17 protein-coding genes and 1 pseudogene are annotated in these 17,130 nt (G+C 72.4%); 9 read left to right on the forward strand and 9 right to left on the reverse strand.

What is annotated here, in order from left to right:
- Nucleotides 1-57 precede the first annotated feature (57 nt).
- Nucleotides 58-795, reverse strand: a complete 738-nt coding sequence (locus ACIBNE_RS30625; protein WP_399277296.1) for a TetR/AcrR family transcriptional regulator — start codon at nucleotides 793-795, stop codon at nucleotides 58-60.
- A gap of 156 nt (nucleotides 796-951) precedes the next feature.
- On the opposite strand from ACIBNE_RS30625, the gene ACIBNE_RS30630 reads away from it, so the two are divergent.
- On the forward strand, nucleotides 952-1,455 hold the full coding sequence (locus ACIBNE_RS30630; protein WP_399277298.1) for a nitroreductase family deazaflavin-dependent oxidoreductase: 504 nt from the start codon (nucleotides 952-954) through the stop codon (nucleotides 1,453-1,455).
- 177 nt (nucleotides 1,456-1,632) lie between these two features.
- Here ACIBNE_RS30630 and ACIBNE_RS30635 read toward each other — a convergent pair whose 3' ends face one another.
- The gene (locus ACIBNE_RS30635) at nucleotides 1,633-2,844 is read right to left on the reverse strand and encodes a geranylgeranyl reductase family protein (protein WP_399277300.1); all 1,212 of its coding nucleotides are present in this window, start codon (nucleotides 2,842-2,844) and stop codon (nucleotides 1,633-1,635) included.
- Between the two features lie 134 nt (nucleotides 2,845-2,978).
- Here ACIBNE_RS30635 and ACIBNE_RS30640 point away from each other — a divergent pair, with 134 nt between their 5' ends.
- From ACIBNE_RS30640 to ACIBNE_RS30650, 3 genes are all read left to right on the forward strand, one after another.
- Nucleotides 2,979-4,343 (forward strand): dipeptidase, encoded by a 1,365-nt coding sequence (locus ACIBNE_RS30640; protein WP_399277302.1) that lies wholly within the window; start codon nucleotides 2,979-2,981, stop codon nucleotides 4,341-4,343.
- Nucleotides 4,344-4,557: 214 nt separating this feature from the next.
- On the forward strand, nucleotides 4,558-5,235 hold the full coding sequence (locus tag ACIBNE_RS30645; protein WP_399277304.1) for a GGDEF domain-containing protein: 678 nt from the start codon (nucleotides 4,558-4,560) through the stop codon (nucleotides 5,233-5,235).
- Nucleotides 5,236-5,551: 316 nt separating this feature from the next.
- A complete protein-coding gene (locus ACIBNE_RS30650) occupies nucleotides 5,552-6,241 on the forward strand; it encodes an MBL fold metallo-hydrolase (RefSeq protein WP_399277306.1) in 690 nt (229 codons plus the stop codon).
- Between the two features lie 24 nt (nucleotides 6,242-6,265).
- Here the strand turns inward: ACIBNE_RS30650 and ACIBNE_RS30655 are convergent, their stop codons facing one another.
- Entirely contained in the window at nucleotides 6,266-7,288 is a 1,023-nt protein-coding gene (locus tag ACIBNE_RS30655; protein WP_399277308.1) for an NUDIX domain-containing protein, read from the reverse strand.
- A 272-nt stretch (nucleotides 7,289-7,560) separates the two neighbouring features.
- Nucleotides 7,561-8,640, reverse strand: a complete 1,080-nt coding sequence (locus ACIBNE_RS30660) for a hypothetical protein (RefSeq protein ID WP_399277310.1) — start codon at nucleotides 8,638-8,640, stop codon at nucleotides 7,561-7,563.
- 300 nt (nucleotides 8,641-8,940) lie between these two features.
- Between ACIBNE_RS30660 and ACIBNE_RS30665 the strand changes: the two genes are divergently transcribed.
- Nucleotides 8,941-9,111 carry a hypothetical protein gene (locus ACIBNE_RS30665; RefSeq protein WP_399277312.1) on the forward strand — a complete coding sequence of 57 codons (171 nt, stop codon included), beginning with the start codon at nucleotides 8,941-8,943 and terminating at the stop codon, nucleotides 9,109-9,111.
- A 9-nt stretch (nucleotides 9,112-9,120) separates the two neighbouring features.
- Here the strand turns inward: ACIBNE_RS30665 and ACIBNE_RS30670 are convergent.
- A pseudogene (locus tag ACIBNE_RS30670) lies at nucleotides 9,121-9,222 on the reverse strand (alpha/beta hydrolase); the annotation flags it as partial.
- Between the two features lie 294 nt (nucleotides 9,223-9,516).
- On the opposite strand from ACIBNE_RS30670, the gene ACIBNE_RS30675 reads away from it, so the two are divergent.
- On the forward strand, nucleotides 9,517-10,371 hold the full coding sequence (locus ACIBNE_RS30675) for an alpha/beta fold hydrolase (RefSeq protein ID WP_399277314.1): 855 nt from the start codon (nucleotides 9,517-9,519) through the stop codon (nucleotides 10,369-10,371).
- 152 nt (nucleotides 10,372-10,523) lie between these two features.
- Here ACIBNE_RS30675 and ACIBNE_RS30680 read toward each other — a convergent pair whose 3' ends face one another.
- Entirely contained in the window at nucleotides 10,524-11,159 is a 636-nt protein-coding gene (locus ACIBNE_RS30680) for a maleylpyruvate isomerase family mycothiol-dependent enzyme (protein WP_399277316.1), read from the reverse strand.
- A gap of 314 nt (nucleotides 11,160-11,473) precedes the next feature.
- Here ACIBNE_RS30680 and ACIBNE_RS30685 point away from each other — a divergent pair, with 314 nt between their 5' ends.
- On the forward strand, nucleotides 11,474-11,830 hold the full coding sequence (locus ACIBNE_RS30685) for a YciI family protein (protein WP_399277318.1): 357 nt from the start codon (nucleotides 11,474-11,476) through the stop codon (nucleotides 11,828-11,830).
- 155 nt (nucleotides 11,831-11,985) lie between these two features.
- The gene (locus tag ACIBNE_RS30690) at nucleotides 11,986-13,203 is read left to right on the forward strand and encodes an RNA polymerase sigma factor (protein ID WP_399277767.1); all 1,218 of its coding nucleotides are present in this window, start codon (nucleotides 11,986-11,988) and stop codon (nucleotides 13,201-13,203) included.
- Here the strand turns inward: ACIBNE_RS30690 and ACIBNE_RS30695 are convergent, their stop codons facing one another.
- A complete protein-coding gene (locus ACIBNE_RS30695) occupies nucleotides 13,204-14,427 on the reverse strand; it encodes a Cmx/CmrA family chloramphenicol efflux MFS transporter (RefSeq protein WP_399277320.1) in 1,224 nt (407 codons plus the stop codon).
- A gap of 403 nt (nucleotides 14,428-14,830) precedes the next feature.
- Here ACIBNE_RS30695 and ACIBNE_RS30700 point away from each other — a divergent pair, with 403 nt between their 5' ends.
- Entirely contained in the window at nucleotides 14,831-15,217 is a 387-nt protein-coding gene (locus ACIBNE_RS30700; RefSeq protein WP_399277321.1) for a twin-arginine translocation signal domain-containing protein, read from the forward strand.
- A gap of 68 nt (nucleotides 15,218-15,285) precedes the next feature.
- Here the strand turns inward: ACIBNE_RS30700 and ACIBNE_RS30705 are convergent, their stop codons facing one another.
- Together ACIBNE_RS30705 and ACIBNE_RS30710 are read right to left on the reverse strand one after the other, a co-directional pair.
- Nucleotides 15,286-16,212, reverse strand: coding sequence for a carbohydrate ABC transporter permease (locus ACIBNE_RS30705; protein ID WP_399277323.1), 927 nt, complete (start codon nucleotides 16,210-16,212; stop codon nucleotides 15,286-15,288).
- The gene (locus ACIBNE_RS30710; protein WP_399277325.1) at nucleotides 16,209-17,123 is read right to left on the reverse strand and encodes a carbohydrate ABC transporter permease; all 915 of its coding nucleotides are present in this window, start codon (nucleotides 17,121-17,123) and stop codon (nucleotides 16,209-16,211) included. Before ACIBNE_RS30710 ends, ACIBNE_RS30705 begins: the two co-directional genes overlap by 4 nt.
- Nucleotides 17,124-17,130: the final 7 nt, after the last annotated feature.

Raw genomic sequence — 17,130 nt, forward strand, 5'->3', positions numbered from 1 at the left:
GACCGGCCGGGCCGTTCAGGGACCCGTCGCGCCGTTTCAGGGACCCGCCGGCCCGTTTCAGGGACCCGTCAGGCCCACCTCGCGGGCGAGCCCGGCCGCCGCGTGCGCGAAGAACGCGTCGCGCTCCTCGACGACCCGGTTGAACTGGCCGAACACCTCGAACGAGATCAACCCGAAGAGCTGCGCCCAGACCGTGGCCAGCGCGATGCCCACGGCGGGCGGCAGGTCGGGGGCGACGTCGGCGGCCAGCCGCTCGGCCTCGGCGCGCAGGGCGGCGGGCAGCACGGGGACGGCGAGGCCCTTGGTGCGGTGGGCCTCCCGTACCAGCGAGATGAGCGCCCCGGCGACGCGGGCGGCGGGACCCGTGGTGGTCTGCGGCGCGGAGTAGCCGGGCACGGGCGAGCCGTAGATGAGGGCGTACTCATGGGGATGGGCCAGGGCCCAGGCTCGGGTGGCCCGGCAGACGTCGACCCAGCACGCGATCAGGTCGCGGGTGGTGGAGGGGGCGGAGGGGGCAGCGGGGGCGGAGGGGGTCGGGGCGACGGCCGGGGCGAGCGCGGACTCCGCCGCTTCGCCGATGGCGTCGTACGCGTCCACGATCAGCGCGGTCAGCAACTCGTCGCGGCTGGGGTAGTAGCGGTAGATCGCGGAAGATGCCATGCCCAGCTCGCGGGCGACGGCCCGCAGGGAGAGCTTCGCCGCCCCCTCGGCCGCGAGCTGTCTGCGGGCCTCGTCCTTGATGGCGGCCGTCAGTTCGATGCGGGCCCGTTCCCTGGCTCCTCGAATGCTGGTCATGGAGGCAGTCTGCCATGCGGGCGAGAGCGGTGCACAAAAAAGAGAGCACTGCTCTTGCTTTTGAGCACTGATCCGTAGAACACTGATCTCAAGCGAGAGCACCGCTCTCGTAAAGCCACTCGGCACCACTTCGCCACCACCCCCGAGGAGCCCGCCATGTCGCAGCAGACCACGCAGACCAGCCAGCCCCAGCAGTCCCGGTCGACCCAGCAGTCCCAGCCGTACTACCTCCAGGCCTCCCCCATGGCCGCCCGCCTCAACAAGGCCATCGGCTGGCTCGCCCGCCACGGCATCAGCCTCATGGGCTCCGCCGAGCTCTCCGTGAAGGGCCGCAAGAGCGGCCGCATGCAGCGCATCCCCGTCAACCCGCACGCCCACGAGGGCGCCCAGTACCTCGTCAGCGCCCGCGGCCACTCCCAGTGGGTGCGCAACATGCGTGCCGCGGGCGGCGGCGAGCTGAAGATCGGCCGCAAGGTCCGCACGTTCACCGCGACCGAACTCTCCGACGGCGAGAAGCTCCAGGTCATCCGCACCTACCTGGAGCGGTGGGGCTGGGAGGTCAACCAGTACTTCCAGGGCGTCACCGCGAAGTCGACCGACGCGGAGATCATCGCCGCCGCTCCCGACCACCCCGTCTTCCGGATCACGGTCACCAAGTGAGGCCCCGGCACCAACCCCAACCCCAACCCCAATCCCAGCCGCACGAACCAAAGCCGCGCCGCGCCGCCCGTCGTCACCGCTCGACGAAAACGCCGGAGCCGAGCACCGGCAGGACCGCGAGAGCGGTCCCGGGTGCCCGGCCCAGGGGGCGGCGGAGTCAGTGCCCCGCCGTCGGCGTCACTTGTCGAGCGTGTTGAGCAGCCGCTGCGCCGCGGGGTGCGCCCTGACCATCTCGCCGAGCGAGGTCGAACCGCGCGTCACGTTCGCGAAGGCGTTCCAGGCGGGCCTGAATCCGGTCAGCAGCGCGTGGAAGAGGCCCGGCCTGCGCTCGAAGAGCTTGAGCATGCGCCGTCCGACGGCCATCTCCACGCCGAGGCCCGCCTTGATGGCGAACGCGTAGTTCAGCGCCTGGCGGCGGGCGTCGACCGCGTCGTGCGCCTCGGAGATCCGCACCGCCCACTCCCCCGCGATCTTCCCGGAGCGCAGCGCGAAGGAGATGCCCTCGCGGGTCCACGGCTCCAGCAGGCCCGCCGCGTCGCCGCAGACCAGCACCCGGCCGCGGGACAGCGGCGAGTCGTCGCTGCGGCAGCGCGTCAGGTGCCCGGAGGAGACGGCGGGCTCGAACCCGGCGAGGCCGAGCCTGCCGATGAAGTCCTCCAGATAGCGCTTGGTGCCCGCGCCGTCGCCGCGCGCCGAGATGACGCCGACGGTGAGCACGTCCCCCTTGGGGAACACCCAGCCGTAACTGCCCGGCATGGGGCCCCAGTCGATGAGGACCCGGCCCGCCCAGTCGTCCGCGACGGTCTTGGGAACCGGGATCTCCGCCTCCAGGCCCAGGTCCACCTGGTCGAGCTTGACCCCGACGTGGGCTCCTATCCGGCCCGCGCTGCCGTCGGCGCCGACGACGGCGCGCGCCAGGACGGTCTCGCCGTCGGCCAGGACGACGGCGACGGTGCGCCGGTCGGGGACCGCGGGGCCGTGCTGCTCGACGCGCGCGACGGCGACGCCGGTGCGGACCGTGGCGCCCGCCTTCTCGGCCGCCGTGACCAGGCCCGCGTCGAACTCGGGCCGGTTGATGAGCCCGAAGAGCATCTTCTTGGAGCGGCGGGTGCGGGCCAGCTTGCCGTTCATGGAGAAGGTCACCGCGTGCACCCGGTCCCGCAGCGGCAGTTCGAAGCCGGGCGGCAGGGAGTCGCGCGAGGGGCCGATGATGCCGCCGCCGCAGGTCTTGTACCGGGGCAGCTCGGCCTTCTCCAGGAGGAGTACCTGCCGCCCGGCCGTCGCCGCCGCGTACGCCGCCGAGGCGCCCGCAGGTCCCGCACCGACCACGACGACATCCCACACGGGCGCCGCCACCGACTCTGCGTGATCTTCGTTCTCGCTGCTCACGATGTGGTTCTGCTCCTGATCCTGGCGGTGGCGCGGGCTGCTTGGGGCATCCTACGGCGCGGTCCGGGCCGGGCTCCCTGTGGGAGGATCCCCCATACACACATACCAACGTCGCACCCACGAGGAGCGTGCCCATGACCGCCCGCCCGATCGCCGAAACCGTCGCCTCCCTGATGCCCCGGGCCAAGACGGAACTGACCGAACTGGTGGCGTTCCAGTCGGTCGCCGACCCGGCGGTCGCGCCGAAGAGCGAGTGCGAGGGCGCGGCGAACTGGGTCGCCGACGCGTTGCGCGCCGAGGACTTCCAGGACGTCGCGCTCCTCGACACGCCCGACGGCACCCAGTCGGTGTACGGCGTGCTGCCGGGCCCCGAGGGCGCGCCGACCGTTCTGCTGTACGCCCACTACGACGTGCAGCCGATGCTGGAGGAATCGGCGTGGATCAGCCCGCCGTTCGAGCTGACCGAGCGCGACGGCCGCTGGTACGGGCGCGGTGCCGCCGACTGCAAGGGCGGCTTCATCATGCACCTGGTGGCGCTGCGGGCGCTGAAGGCGAACGGCGGCGTCCCGGTGACCGTCAAGGTCATCGTCGAGGGCTCCGAGGAGCAGGGCACGGGCGGCCTGGAGCGGTACGCCGAGGAGCACCCCGAGCTGCTCACCGCCGACGCGATCGTGATCGGTGACGCGGGCAACTTCCGGCTCGGTCTGCCGACGGTCACGGCGACGCTGCGCGGCATGACGATGGTCCGCGTCAAGGTGGACACGCTCCAGGGCAACCTCCACTCGGGACAGTTCGGCGGTGCGGCGCCGGACGCGCTGGCCGCGCTGATCCGGGTGCTGGACTCGCTGCGCGCCGAGGACGGCTCGACGGTGGTCGAGGGTCTGGCGGCGGACGCGTCGTGGGAGGGGCTGCAGTACCCGGACGAGGACTTCCGCCAGGACGCGCGGGTGCTCGACGGGGTCGACCTGATCGGCGGCGGCACGGTCGCGGACCGGATCTGGGCGCGGCCCGCGGTGACGGTCGTCGGCATCGACTGCTCGCCGGTCGCCGGCGCCGCGCCGTCCGTGCCCGCGAGCGCCCGCGCGCAGATCAGCCTGCGGGTGCCGCCGGGCCAGGACGCGGCGGAGGCGACGAAGCTGCTCTTCGCGCACCTGGAGAAGCACGTCCCGTGGAACGCGAAGGTCTCGTTCGAGCAGGTCGGACAGGGCCAGGCGTTCCAGGCCGACGTGGACTCGCCCGCGTACGCGTCGATGGCCGAGGCCATGAAGGAGGCGTACGAGGGCCAGGAGATGCAGGTCTCCGGCATGGGCGGCTCGATCCCGCTGTGCAACACGCTGGCCGCGCTGTACCCGTCGACGGAGATCCTGCTGATCGGCCTCTCGGAGCCCGAGGCGCAGATCCACGCCGTGAACGAGAGCGTGTCGCCGCAGGAGCTGGAGCGCCTGGCCCTGTCCGAGGCGCTGTTCCTCGGCAACTACGCGGCGTCGAAGCAGGCGTAGCACCCGCGGTCCCCGTCGGCCCGGCCGGCGGGGACCGCGTCGCGCCGCGGCGCCCCGTCCCTCGTGGACCGGGGCGCCGCGGCGTTCGCGTCCGCCTTCTTGGTACGGGCCTTGCACCGCCTTCTTGATACGGCCTTCTTGATACGGCCCGTGTGCGGCACTCACATGTCATCAAGGACAAGACCGAGTACGAAACGAGACGGAGGACCCCGCAATGGCGCTCTACTCCACCGCGTCGGCCCGGTTCGGGCAGCGCACGCTCCTACTGACCACCGCCGCCGTGCCGTTGACCGGCTGGACCGTGCACGTGCTGGCGCTGCACCGGCGGCTGGCGGCCGCCAGGCGCGACCCGCTGACGGGGCTGCTGCGGCGCGACAGCTTCACCGTCCAGGCGCGGCAGGTGCTGAACAGGAGCGGCGACGACGCCGTCCTGGTCATGGTCGACCTGGACCACTTCAAGGAGATCAACGACACGCTGGGGCACGCGGCGGGCGACGCGGTGCTGGCGGCGACCGCCGCCAGGCTCGCGGCCTGGGCGGGCAAGCGGGCGGCCGTCGGCAGGCTCGGGGGCGACGAGTTCGTGATCGTTGCGCGGGCCGCGCCCGAGCGGCGCGAGGCGCGCCTCGCCCAGCTGGTGCGGATGCTGCACATGCCGGTCGTCGTGGACGACGGCCGGTCCGTCGACGTGGCTGCCTCCATCGGCGTCGCGGTACCCGAGCGGCTGGGCACCCGGGACCTGTCCCGGCTCCAGCGCGCGGCGGACGCCGCGCTGTACGACGGCAAGCACACCGGCCGCGCCGTCCTGGCGACGGCCGAGCACACGTCGGTGCCGTCCATCAACGGCCGTCGCGCGGGGCGTCCCGGCACGGCAGCCTGGGGGCGAGCGGCATGAGGCGGACCCGACCTCCCGAGCGCGGGTGACCGGACGCGCGGGGTGCCGCCGGGCCCGCCCGGCCGGACACCCCGCTCGCCCGTGCCGCTCCGCACGCCGTGCCGCGCGGGCCTGCCGTACGCCCCCGTCTCGCCCGGCCTTGGCTCGTACGGTCCCGGCTCGTACCACCTTGGCTCGTACCACCTTGGCTCGTACCGACTTGGCTCGTACGGTCCCGCCGCGCGGCTTTGCCGTGCGCCCCCGTTGTGCGCTGGGCGAACATCGCCGACAGCGTAGATCCGGCCACTCGGCGCCTTCCCCGGCGTACGTTCGCCCCATGGATCTCGTACCCGTGCGCCCCCGGCTCCACATGCTCCGCTTCCCGATCGGCCAGGCCTACCTCTGGCGGGACGACACCGGCGAGTTGACGCTCGTCGACGCGGGGCACAAGGACGCCGCGGGCGAGATCGAAGACGCGATACGCAGTCTCTCCTACGACCCCGCCGACCTCACCCGCATCGTCCTCACCCACTGCCACCGCGACCACGTCGGCGCGGCCCAGGAACTCGCCGACCGGCACGGCGCCGAGATCGTCGCGCACCGGCTGGACGCCCCCGCGATCAGGGGCGAGCAGCCGGTTCCCGAGCCCGTGCTGCTCGACTGGGAAGTGCCTTTGTACGAGCACGGGTTGACCGTTCCGCCCGCCCCGCCCACCCGGGTGGACCGGGAGGTGGAGGACGGTGACCCGCTCGGTTTCGGCGGGGCGGTCGCCGTGCACTCCCCCGGTCACACCCCGGGCTCGCTCTCCGTCCATCTGCCGCGCCACGGCGTGCTGTTCACCGGCGACTGCGTCGCGACGCTCGGCCAGGTCATGCTGGGCGTCTTCAACACCGACCGCGCCGAGGCGATCGCGACGTTCAGGCGACTGGCCGCGCTCGCGCCCAGCACGGTCTGCGTGGGGCACGGCGACCCGCTGACGGTGGACGCGGCGGCGATCCTGGGCAAGGTCGCGGCGGAAACCGTCTGAGCCGGTCCGCGACCCGATGGTGCGTCAGACCGGCTTCCCCGCCTCCAGGTTGAGCACCGTCCCCCGTTCCCGGGCGCGCAGCGCCCACCGCAGCCGTTCGTAGCGCGCCGGAGGAAGCATCCCCGCTGCCTCCGCCTCGCCGACGAACCGCCAGTCCCGCAGCTCGGCCCCCGGCAGGGTGACCTCGCCCGTCAGCCTGCCGCCGTCGAAGAGCATCCGCAGCCCGCCGAACCCGGGCGGCCTCGGCGGCTCCCAGTCGACCACCAGGAGCCGGGGCACCTTCTCCAGCCGTACCCCTATCTCCTCCGCGACCTCCCGCACCCCCGCCCGCGCGGGTGCCTCGCCCTTCTCGACGACCCCGCCGGGGAACTCCCAGCCCGGCTTGTAGGTGGGGTCGACGAGCAGGACCCGGTCCTGCTCGTCGAAGAGCAGGACGCCCGCGGCGACGGTCTCGGCCCCCGGCTCGGGCGTCTGCACGATGTCGCAGGGGCCGGCCGCGCCGCTGCGCACGGCGTCCGCGATGCGCTCGGCCGTCTCCCGTACGGTCAGCGCGTCCGTGTCGACCGCGTACGCCTCCCGACGGATCCAGTCGCGCGCGGTGCGGTACGGCTCGATGTGCGCGTACGCCCACTCGCGCACCCGCTCGCTCGCGTCGGGGTCGCCCTCGTGCTCCTCGCGCTCCGCGACGCGTACGCGCAGGATCGTTTCGTCAAGGTCGAGCAGCACGTGCCGGACAGGGATGCGGCGGGCCGCCAGCCCGCCGAATATCTCGTCCCTGTACTCCTGCCGCAGCAGCGTCATGGGCACCACCAGCACCCCGCCCACCTCCGTGAGCAGGGCCGCGGCCGTGTCGACGACCAGCCTGCGCCAGATCGGCAGGTCCTGGAAGTCGGTGACCTCGGCGAGGCGCTTGGGCGGCAGCAGCCGGCTCAGGCCCGCTCCCACCAGTTCGGGGTCGTAGAAAGTGCTGTTCGGGATCAGGTCGATCAGTTCGCGGGCGGCGCTCGTCTTGCCCGCGCCGAACGCTCCGTTGATCCAGATGATCACGCTTCCCCCAATGCCGTAGCCGGTGGCCTGTCCGCGGCACCCTGCCGCGGACACCCAACTGTGGCCGCGGCGCCCCGGGTCCGCCACACCCATGAGGGGGCGCACGGCGGACAGCGGGAGCGTAAGCCTTCGCTCCCCCTCGCTGTCGGCGGGTGCGGCGGAGGGGCCGGTCGGTCGCCGGGACGATCAGGGAACAGCACGATCACTGGAGCAGCACGATCAGAAGAACGGCACGATCAGAAGGAGCGGCGCCGTCAGAAGAAGCGGCGCTGTCAGAAGAAGCGGCGCACGAAGACGTCGGACTTGCCGTTGGTGTCGCCGGGGACGATGCCGTCGGCCGCGGACTGGAAGACCACGTCGCGCCCGCCGGCGCTGACCGAATCGACCTCGGCCGTGGCGGGCTGGTCCGAGACGGTCTCGTCGGTGCCGGTCTGGAGGTCGCGCAGGACGAGCGAGGGGCCGGTCGTGCCGACCGGCGCGTACAGCAGGTAGCGGCCCGTGGGGTCGATGGCCACGCCCTTCACGTTCGGCACCAGTTGGGCACTGCCCGAGGCGACGTCGTGTACGTAGGTGTCGGCGCCCGAGAGGTAGACGACCTTGCTGCCGTCGTCGCTGAGCTGGACGAGCGAGGCGGCCTTGGAGGGGCCTTCGAGCGGTGCGGAGGTGGTGCCGGCGGTCCGGTCCCGGATGCGGACGTCCTCCTGCGGGTACCCGACGTCCTGGTAGGCGACGTAGCGGCCGTCGCCGCTGATGGACTGCCGGGTCGGAACCATGGTGCTGAGGGCGGCGACGGTCTCGAAGCCGCCGTTGCGGTCCGCGACGATGACGTGCCGGAACAGTCCCGGCTTGACCAGGACGCTGAAGGCGAGGTAGCGGCCGTCCGCGCTCAGCGACGGGTAGTCGCAGCGGCTGCAGTTGGCGGGAAGCGCGCCCAGGTCGAGCGAGTTCTGCTGGATCCGCAGGCCGGTCCTGATGTCCCCCGGAGTGGTGGCGGCGACCTGTCGCCCGTCGCCGCTGATCGCCGGGGTCCTGACCTCGGTCATGGGCTCCGTCCTGGTCTGCCCCGTGTCCCTGTCCAGGACGTGCACCGCGTTGCCGCCCTGTGCGTTCTTCAGCGACGTGAAGACGACGCTGCGGCCGTCGGGGGTGATCGAGGCGGCGCCGTAGCCCTCGTCGGTCGCGACGCTGATCCTCTCGACGCCGACGCCGACGCCGAGACCGCCCGTCGCGACCGTCGGCCCCACCGGGACGGCCGTGGCGGCCGCGGACGCCACGGCCGTGACCGCACAGGCCACGACCGCCGCGCCCAGGACGGCTCTCGCACGTCTGGAAGTGCTCCGGTTCGGGTTCATCTGCACCTTTTCCTCCCGAGCATGTCTCCTCCTCCGGTTCTCCACCGGAAGTCCACAAGATGCAACCCGCAACAGCTCTATGAGGTCAATGCGTCACTTGATGTATTGCGGCACGCCTCTTCGGTCGTGCCGAGAGTGGTCAGCTCGCCAACGGACCCCGGTGCGGCGGACCTTGGGCGCTCGTACCGGCGAACCCCGCGGGTGCGCACCGCGTCTCCCCCTGTGCGGCTCCTGCTCCGCGGAGCCGTAACGGGGACGTCCTGGCATTCGTTGGAGCCGGACGTGGCAAGGGAGTACGACATGCGTCGATCGTTTCTGGCAGTCCTGGAACGCTTTCCCGCGGGCGGACCGCGCGGCAACCTGCCCGCGGAGGAGTTCGCGCGGGCCCGGCGCGCCGAGGGCGTCGCGGCCGAGGTCGTCATGGACCTGGAGTCGGACGCCTTCTGGGTGGTGGTGCGCGGCGCGCGGTGAACGGCGGCAAGGGGCGGCGGTCCGCGGGGGATCCTCCGGCGCGGGTGAGTGCCCGGGTCCGGGCAGCAGCTCGACTTCCGCGCCAGGAACGACGCGGTAGGACGCGGTAGTCGGCGGCGGACGAGGGCCGCCGCGTGCGGTCGTCCCCACGTGGTCGCGGTGAGCGTGCGGTCCAAGAGTTCCGCCGGTTCGGCGGACCGGTCGCGCCCGAGCAGGGGGGACACCGTCGCCGTCGGCACTCACCGATGGCTCGAACTCACGCTCTCCTCACCCTGGTTCTCAGGGCGTCTCACGCTTCCCGTGTTCGTCCCTTCCCCGTCCCACCGGTCCGGAGCGCCTGTCGGATCCCGCCGGTGGCCCGTACAGTGCGCGGGTCCAAAGTGATCGTTTGTACAGGGGGACGGAATGACTGCCCAGGGCACAGCGCCGGACGTGACGGTCGGATCGGTGCGCTCCGCCGACGGCACCGTCATCGGCTACCGCAGTTCCGGTTACGGTCCGGGGCTCTTGCTGGTGCCCGGGGCGTTCGCGCTCGCGGCCGACTTCGACGCTCTGGCCGGGGAGTTGGCGGACCGCTTCACGGTGCACGTCATCGAGCGGCGGGGACGCGGCGCGAGCGGCCCGCAGGGCGCCGCGTACAGCGCGGGGGCCGAGTGCGCGGACATCGAGGCCGTGCGCGCGGCCACGGGTGCGCGGTTCGTGTTCGGCCACAGCTTCGGGGGCTTCCTGACCCTGGAGGCCGCGCTGGCCGGTTCCGCCTTCGAGCGCATCGCCGTCTACGAGCCGGGCGTGTCCATCGACGGGTCCATCCCCGTCGACTGGGCCGAGCGGTGCCGCGAGCAACTCGACGCCGGGCAGCCTGCCGAGGCGTTCTTGACGTTCGTACGGGGCGTCAACCCCGAGACCAGCGGCAAGGCGCCGCGCTGGCTGCTGAGCCTGATCCTCCCGCTCGCCATCAAGAAGGCCGAACGGCTTCAGAAGCACGCCCTGTTGCCCGCCGCGATACGCGAACACGCCGAAATCGCCGCCCGGGACACCACGTTCCGCGAGTACGGGCACCTCACCCAGCCCGTACTGCTGATGGCGGGCAAAGAAGTCCGGAGCACCGGAGCGGGACGCGCGGCCCCGCGCATCCACGAGATCCTGCCCGGCTCCCGGTTGAAGCTCTACCCCAAGCTGGACCACTTCGGCCCCGAGACGGACCCCGCCCCGATCGCCGCAGCGGTGGCCGACTTCTTCCTTGAGGCACCCGACGCGTAACGGCGAGCCCTGGCATGGGGCGGTGCGGACCTTCGTGCACGGTACGGCTGCGGACGAGCCGTACCCCGCCGTCGACGACCTCGCCCGGCCGCCGCATGCCACAACAGCACCGCCACTCACAACAGCACCGCCTCCCACGAAAGCACCACCTCCTACGACAGCACCGCCGCGAGCCGCTCCGCGCCCGGCCCCGTGACCCCGGCGAGGCCCGCGGGCCGCCCCGTCGCCAGGAGCAGCAGGTCGCCCGCCGGGCCCTCGGCCCTGTCCGGTCCCCCACCCGTCGACCAGTCCGCGTCGGTCGCCACCAGGCGCACGCCCCGCAGCCGCTTCCCGGCGCCGTAGAACGGGCTCGACACGACGTGTCGAAGCGCCGCGACCGTCTGTTCGACGGGCATGGGGCGCACGCGGCCCAGGGGTCGCGCGACGTCCTGGCCGTGGACCAGGAAGTCGGTGAGCGGGTCCAACGGGGACGACATCGGCGCGCGGCGGGCCGAGCCCGCCGTCTCGCGGATCTGCGCGACGAGCTCCGCGGGCCCGAAGGCGCCCGCCCTCGCCTTCGCCGCGTCGAACTCCATCCGCTCCCAGTTGCCGCGCGCCTTGACCGCGCCCTTGAGCACGTCCTTGACCGTGGTGCGCGTCGACAGCGTCAGATGGGCCGCCACGTCGTGCACGGTCCAGCCGGCGCAGAGCGAGTCCGTCCGCCACTCGTGGCCGTCCAGGCCCTCCAGGAAGTCGGCGACGCCCAGCCTCTCGGCCTTCGTCCACTCCAGAATGCGATCGCGGTCCATGCCCATGCTCCTCACGCGGGATGCGGACGGTCCGGCGGACGGAACGGATCCGCCGCCGCCCGCCGCGGTGGTCTCGCAGCTATGACCACCGCTTCCCGGGCAACTGATCGCCCCGTCCGAGTGACCCGCGTCACTCCCCACCGGTCCAGCATGCTGGGGTCCCTCCCGAGTGGCGACCGGGAGGAATCCCCCGAAAGATCTGCCGCAGAAAAACTTCGAAGAAATTTCGGCGAGGGTGTCGATCCGGGCCCCTCCCGTTCGACAGAGGGGTGAGAGGCGGGGAGAGACCCCGCCCGCCCGACCGAGGAGTCACCATGCCGCGCTTCCTTACGCTGATCCGCGTCGACGAGAAGACCGCCCCCGAGGGCGGCCCCAGCCCCGAGCTCCAGGAGCGCATGGGCGCCCTGCTGGAGGAGATCACCAAGGCCGGGGTCATGCTCGACACGGCCGGTCTCGCCCCTGCCTCCGAGTCCACCGTGGTCTCCTGGTCCGGCGGCAGGCTGGACGTCACCGACGGCCCCTTCACCGAGAGCAAGGAGGTCGTCGGCGGCTACTCCATCGTCCAGGCCAAGGACAAGGCCGAGGCCGTGGAGTGGACCAGGCGCTTCCTCAGCACCCACGAGGAGTACTGGACCATCACCGCCGAGGTCAGGGAGATCGCCGAGGGCTGACCCGGCCCTCGCTTGCCGGTCCCCCGTACGGCTGCTCTGATGTGGCCGTGACGGGAGCGAGTACGACAGGTACGGCAGGCACGACGAACACCGGCGACACCGCGGACGCGGCGGGCGGGGCACGCACGGAGAGCACCGCCCGCACCGTCGAGACCGTGTTCCGGATCGAGTCCCCGAGGATCATCGCCGGGGTCGCCCGCATCGTGCGGGACGTGGGGATCGCGGAGGAGCTGGCGCAGGACGCCCTGGTCGCCGCCCTCGAACAGTGGCCGGGGGCGGGCGTGCCGGAGAAGCCGGGCGCCTGGCTCATGGCCACGGCCAAGCACCGGGCGATCGATCTCGTGCGGCGCAAGGAGACGTACGCGCGCAAGCTGGCCGAGGTGGGGCGGACGCTGGAGGACGTGCCGCCGCCCGAGCCCGCCGACCCCGACGGCATCGACGACGACCTGCTGCGGCTGATCTTCACCGCCTGCCACCCGGTGCTCTCCACCCCCGCCAGGGTGGCCCTCACGCTGCGGCTGCTCGGCGGGCTGACCACCGAGGAGATCGCCCGCGCCTTCCTGGTGCCCGAGGCGACCGTCGCCCAGCGCATCGTCCGCGCCAAGCGGTCGCTCGCCAGGGCGGGCGTCCCCTTCGAGGTGCCGGCCGCCGCCGAGCGCGCCGAGCGCGTCGCCTCCGTCCTCGAAGTCATCTACCTGGTCTTCAACGAGGGGTACTCGGCGACGGCCGGGGACGACCTCGTGCGCCCCGCGCTGTGCGAGGACGCCCTGCGACTGGCCCGCGTCCTCGCGGGCCTGATGCCGGACGAGGCCGAGGTCCACGGCCTGGCGGCCCTGGTGGAGTTCCAGGCGTCCCGGATCCCGGCCCGTACGGGACCCAAGGGCGAACCGGTGCTGCTCGCCGACCAGAACCGCACCCGCTGGAGCCGCCTCCTCATCGGGCGCGGCATCGAATCCCTGGCCAGGTCGGGGCTCGGCCCGCAGGCGGGGCCCTACGCGCTCCAGGCCGCGATCGCCGCCTGCCACGCGCGGGCGGTCCGCTACGAGGACACCGACTGGGCGGCGATCGCCGTGCTGTACGGGCACCTGGCGACGATCGCCCCTTCTCCGGTGGTGGAGTTGAACCGGGCGGTCGCCGTGTCGATGGCCGAAGGCCCTCGGGCGGGCCTGGCCGTCGTCGACCGCCTCGTGAACGAACCGGCCCTGGCCGCCTACCACTTGCTCCCGAGCGTCCGGGGCGACCTGTTGGAGCGGCTGGGGCGGGGCGCCGAGGCGCGGGCGGAGTTCGAGCGGGCGGCGTCCCTGACCCGCAACGCGCGGGAACGCGACCTCCTCCTGGCCCGCGCCGAGGCGAGCGGCGAGCGGGACGCCTGATCACGAGCCGGGGGTACGCGTCCCCCTTGCTTCCCCCCTGGCTTCACCGCTGACTTTCCTCCTTGCTTCCCCCCTGACCTTCCCGCGCAGCACGCTGGCGCCCGCTGCCGCGGCGACGAAGGCGAGGGCCACCAGCAGCGCGCTCGCCCACAGCGGAGCGCGGTAGCCGAGCCCTGCCCCGATGGCGAGCCCGCCCAGCGCGGGCCCGACGGCCGCGCCCACGTTGAACGCGGCCGTCGCGAAGCCGCCAGCCAGGGTCGGCGCGCCGTTCGCCGCGTACAGCACCCGTGTGATCAGCGTGGAGCCGACCGCGAAGGACAGTCCGCCCTGGACGAAGACGAGCACGAGGGCCGCCGCGGGGTGTCCGGCGCCGAGCGCGAAGAGTACCCATCCGGCGAGCAGCGCGGCCCCGCCGGTCGTCAGCAGCGGGACGGGGCGCGCGTCGGAGACCCGGCCCGCGAGGGTGACGCCGACGAAGGAGCCGAGGCCGAAGAGGGCGAGCAGCACGGGGACCCAGCTGTCGCCGAAGCCGGTCACGCGGGTGAAGAGGGGTTCGAGGTAGGTGAAGGCGCAGAAGGTCGCGCCGTTCACCAGGGCGCCCAGCAGCAGGGTCAACAGGAGGCGCGCGTCCCGAAGGGCGCGCAACTCGCTTCGCGCGTCGGGGACTTCGGCGCCCGCCTCGTCGGCAGGAACCGAGTGCGGGATCGCGAGGAGCGCGGGCACGGACAGGGCGACCACGGCCCAGAAGGCCGCGCGCCAGCCCCACTCCTGGCCCAGCAGGGCGCCGCCGGGGACTCCGGCGACGCAGGCGACGGTGACGCCGCCGAGCAGTACGGAGGTGGCCCGGCCCTTGGCGTCGGGCGCGACCAGCGCGGCCGCGGTGGCCACGGCGACCGCCAGGAATCCGGCGTTGGCCAGTGCCCCGACCACGCGGGTGACGAGCAGCACCCCGAAGCTGTGGGTGAGGGCTCCGACTACATGGGCGAGCAGGAAGGCGGCCAGGAACGCCAGCAGGGCGCCGCGCCGCGACCAGCGCAGGCTGAGGACGGACATCAGGGGCGCCCCGACGACCATCCCGACGGCGAAGGCGGAGGTGAGCGCTCCGGCGGCGGGCAGGGAGACGTCCATGTCGCGGGCGATGTCCGAGAGGAGCCCGGACAGCATGAACTCGGACGTGCCCTGGGCGAAGACGGCGAGACCGAGCAGATACACGGCAGGTGGCACAGCACAACTCCACGACGAAGCGGCGGTGTTCGGCGCGCGCCGGTACGAGGGCGCACGCGGTCACCGCGCGGAAAACGGGAACGGGGAAGGGAGTTACGGCTGTCCGACGGCGGTGCTCAGGGTCGACGGCACGCGCGACGGGCGCGGGCCGGACGGCACGGGAACGCCACCGGACGACCGGTGGCTAGAGTCTGTCGGACTCGGGGCTGGGCATGCGGGCACCTTAACCAGGCACGGGCAGCGGCGTCCACCGCGTAACACCCGCCTCGCCCCGACCCGCCCCGCCCCGCCGTCCACGCTCACAAACGGACGATCTTGTTTCCCTGCCGCCCCCGGCCTTCCGACTTTACGATCAAGCTCCGGCCTCCACGGGGGAGGCGCAGGTTTCACGAAAGAGGGAACCATGTCGAAGCTCTCCAGACGCTCACTGCTGGGCTACTCGGGAACCGCCGCCGCCGGAGCGGTACTCGCCTCAGGCGCCGCGGCAGAGGCGGCGCCCAAGCCGGAGGGCGCCCAGGCCTCCGAGGGCGCCACCGCCACCACCGCTGCCACCGCCACCACCGCCGAGAACACGGTCGTCTTCGCGCCGGGCACCAAGTTCTCCGCGGACACCAGCTACGGCGACGCGGACGAGTTCCTCTCCGTCACGTTCAGCGTGCGGACCGAGTCCGCGTCCGCGGCGCACGACATCTCCAACACCGAGATCGCCAACGCGATCAACCAGCTCGCCCAGTCGAAGGGCTGGCCCCCGCTGACCTTCTACGGCACGACCACCGCGCCGCTGACCTGATCGTCGGCCGCGCCCGTCGGGACCACGCCCGCGACGGGCGCGGCCGCGCCCCGCTCGGACCCGGGCCCTCAGCCCTTGCTCGACCCCAGCGTCAGCCCCGCGATGAAGTGCCGCTGGAGCAGCAGGAAGACGACGACCGTGGGCAGCGCGACGATCACCGAGCCCGCCGCCAGCAGGTTGTAGTCCGTGAAGAACTGCCCCCTGAGGTTGTTCAGCGCCGAGGTCACGGGCAGCTTCTCGCCGTCCGAGATGAAGACCAGCGCCCACAGGAAGTCGTTGTACATCCAGGTGAACTGGAGGGTGCCGAGGGCAGCGAGGGCGGGGCGGCACAGCGGCAGCGTGATGCGCCAGTACCGCGTCCAGACGCCCGCCCCGTCGACGACCGCCGCCTCCAGGATCTCCTTCGGGAGGGTGCGCATGAAGTTCGCCAGGACGAAGACGCAGAAACCGATCTGGAAGCCGACGTGCACGACGACGACCGCCCAGTAGGAGTCGAACATCGTCATCGAGTCGGACATCCAGTAGGGCAGCGGGATGCGGGTGAAGACGACGTACAGCGGGGTGACGAGCACCTGCTGCGGCAGCAGGTTGCCCGCGGTGAAGAGCATCAGCAGCACGATCGAGCCGCGCAGGTCGAGCCTTGAGACGGCGAAGGCGACGAAGGACGCGAAGAAGAGCACGATCAGCACGCCGGGGACGGCGATGATCAGGGTGTTGAGGAAGTACTTCGTCAACTCCGCGTCGGAGAAGGCCTGTCGGTAGTAGTCGAAGGAGAGCTTCCTCGGGAGCGAGAAGTAGCCGTGCTCGGACGTCTCGTCGTACGGGCGCAGCGAGGCGTACACCGCGAGGAGCAGCGGGGCCAGGAAGGCCAGCGAGACGGCCATGAGGAAGGCGTGCACGCCGAGGCGGCCGGGGCGCACCCGGCCGCGGCGCGGCGGCGCGGGGCGGCCGGGCGTCCTGGTGGTCGGCGGGGCGGGGGTGGCGGTGGTGGTCATCGGCTCTTCTCCCCGCGGATCTCCTGGACCAGGTACGTGACGACGAAGCCAAGCGAGACGGTCAGCAGGACCACGGCGACGGCGGAGCCGAAGCCGATCCTGGCGGCCTCGCCGACGATGTTGTCGGTGACGAGGACGGAGAGCAGTTCGAGCCCGTTGCGGCCCTGGTTGACGGCGTAGACGATGTCGAAGGCGCGCAGCGCCTCGATGACGGTGATGACTCCGACGACGACGTTGACCGGGCGCAGGGTCGGTAGCACCACGCGGAAGAAGGTCTGGCGTTCGTTCGCCCCGTCGATGGCCGCGGCCTCCTTGAGGGTGGCGTCCACGGCCTTGAGTCCGGCCAGGTAGAGGATCATGACGTAGCCGGTGTGCCGCCAGCCCGCGGCCAGCAGCACCATCCAGATGTTGAGGTCGGGGTCGCCGAGCCAGTCGGTGGGGTCGCCCTGGTTGCCGAGCATCGCGTTGAGCGCGCCCTGGTCGCGGGAGAAGACCAGTTGGGCGATGAAACCGACGACCGCGAGCGAGAGCACGACCGGCATGTAGAGGGTCGACTGGTAGAAGCGGCTGAAGCGCACTCCCCGGTCGATGAGGACGGCGAGGAGGAGGCCGAAGGGGGCGGCGACGAGGCCGAGGAAGGCCAGCCAGAGGAGGTTGTGGCGGACGGCGGGCCAGAACTGCGGGTAGCTGGTGAAGAGGTCGGCGTAGTTGTCCGTACCGACCCATTCGATGTCGCCGATGCCGTCCCAGCTGGTGAAGGAGAGGGCGATCGAGGCGAGGGTCGGGCCCCACACGACGGCGACGTCGAGCAGGACGGGCAGGCCGAGGAGTGCGCAGAGGACGGCGGTGTCGCGGGCGGTGAACCGCCGCGGGCCGCGTCGCCCGGCGCGTCTTCCTGGGGTGGGTGGCACGGGTCGG

The organism is Streptomyces sp. NPDC050504 (assembly GCF_044458065.1).
GTDB lineage: Bacteria > Actinomycetota > Actinomycetes > Streptomycetales > Streptomycetaceae > Streptomyces.

Coding starts and splice junctions, on each gene's coding strand:
- ACIBNE_RS30625 (WP_399277296.1), bottom strand. CDS start 795: ATGACCAGCATTCGAGGAGCCAGGGAACGGGCCCGCATCGAACTGACG.
- ACIBNE_RS30630 (WP_399277298.1), top strand. CDS start 952: ATGTCGCAGCAGACCACGCAGACCAGCCAGCCCCAGCAGTCCCGGTCG.
- ACIBNE_RS30640 (WP_399277302.1), top strand. CDS start 2,979: ATGACCGCCCGCCCGATCGCCGAAACCGTCGCCTCCCTGATGCCCCGG.
- ACIBNE_RS30645 (WP_399277304.1), top strand. CDS start 4,558: ATGGCGCTCTACTCCACCGCGTCGGCCCGGTTCGGGCAGCGCACGCTC.
- ACIBNE_RS30650 (WP_399277306.1), top strand. CDS start 5,552: ATGGATCTCGTACCCGTGCGCCCCCGGCTCCACATGCTCCGCTTCCCG.
- ACIBNE_RS30660 (WP_399277310.1), bottom strand. CDS start 8,640: ATGAACCCGAACCGGAGCACTTCCAGACGTGCGAGAGCCGTCCTGGGC.
- ACIBNE_RS30665 (WP_399277312.1), top strand. CDS start 8,941: ATGCGTCGATCGTTTCTGGCAGTCCTGGAACGCTTTCCCGCGGGCGGA.
- ACIBNE_RS30675 (WP_399277314.1), top strand. CDS start 9,517: ATGACTGCCCAGGGCACAGCGCCGGACGTGACGGTCGGATCGGTGCGC.
- ACIBNE_RS30680 (WP_399277316.1), bottom strand. CDS start 11,159: ATGGACCGCGATCGCATTCTGGAGTGGACGAAGGCCGAGAGGCTGGGC.
- ACIBNE_RS30685 (WP_399277318.1), top strand. CDS start 11,474: ATGCCGCGCTTCCTTACGCTGATCCGCGTCGACGAGAAGACCGCCCCC.
- ACIBNE_RS30700 (WP_399277321.1), top strand. CDS start 14,831: ATGTCGAAGCTCTCCAGACGCTCACTGCTGGGCTACTCGGGAACCGCC.
- ACIBNE_RS30705 (WP_399277323.1), bottom strand. CDS start 16,212: ATGACCACCACCGCCACCCCCGCCCCGCCGACCACCAGGACGCCCGGC.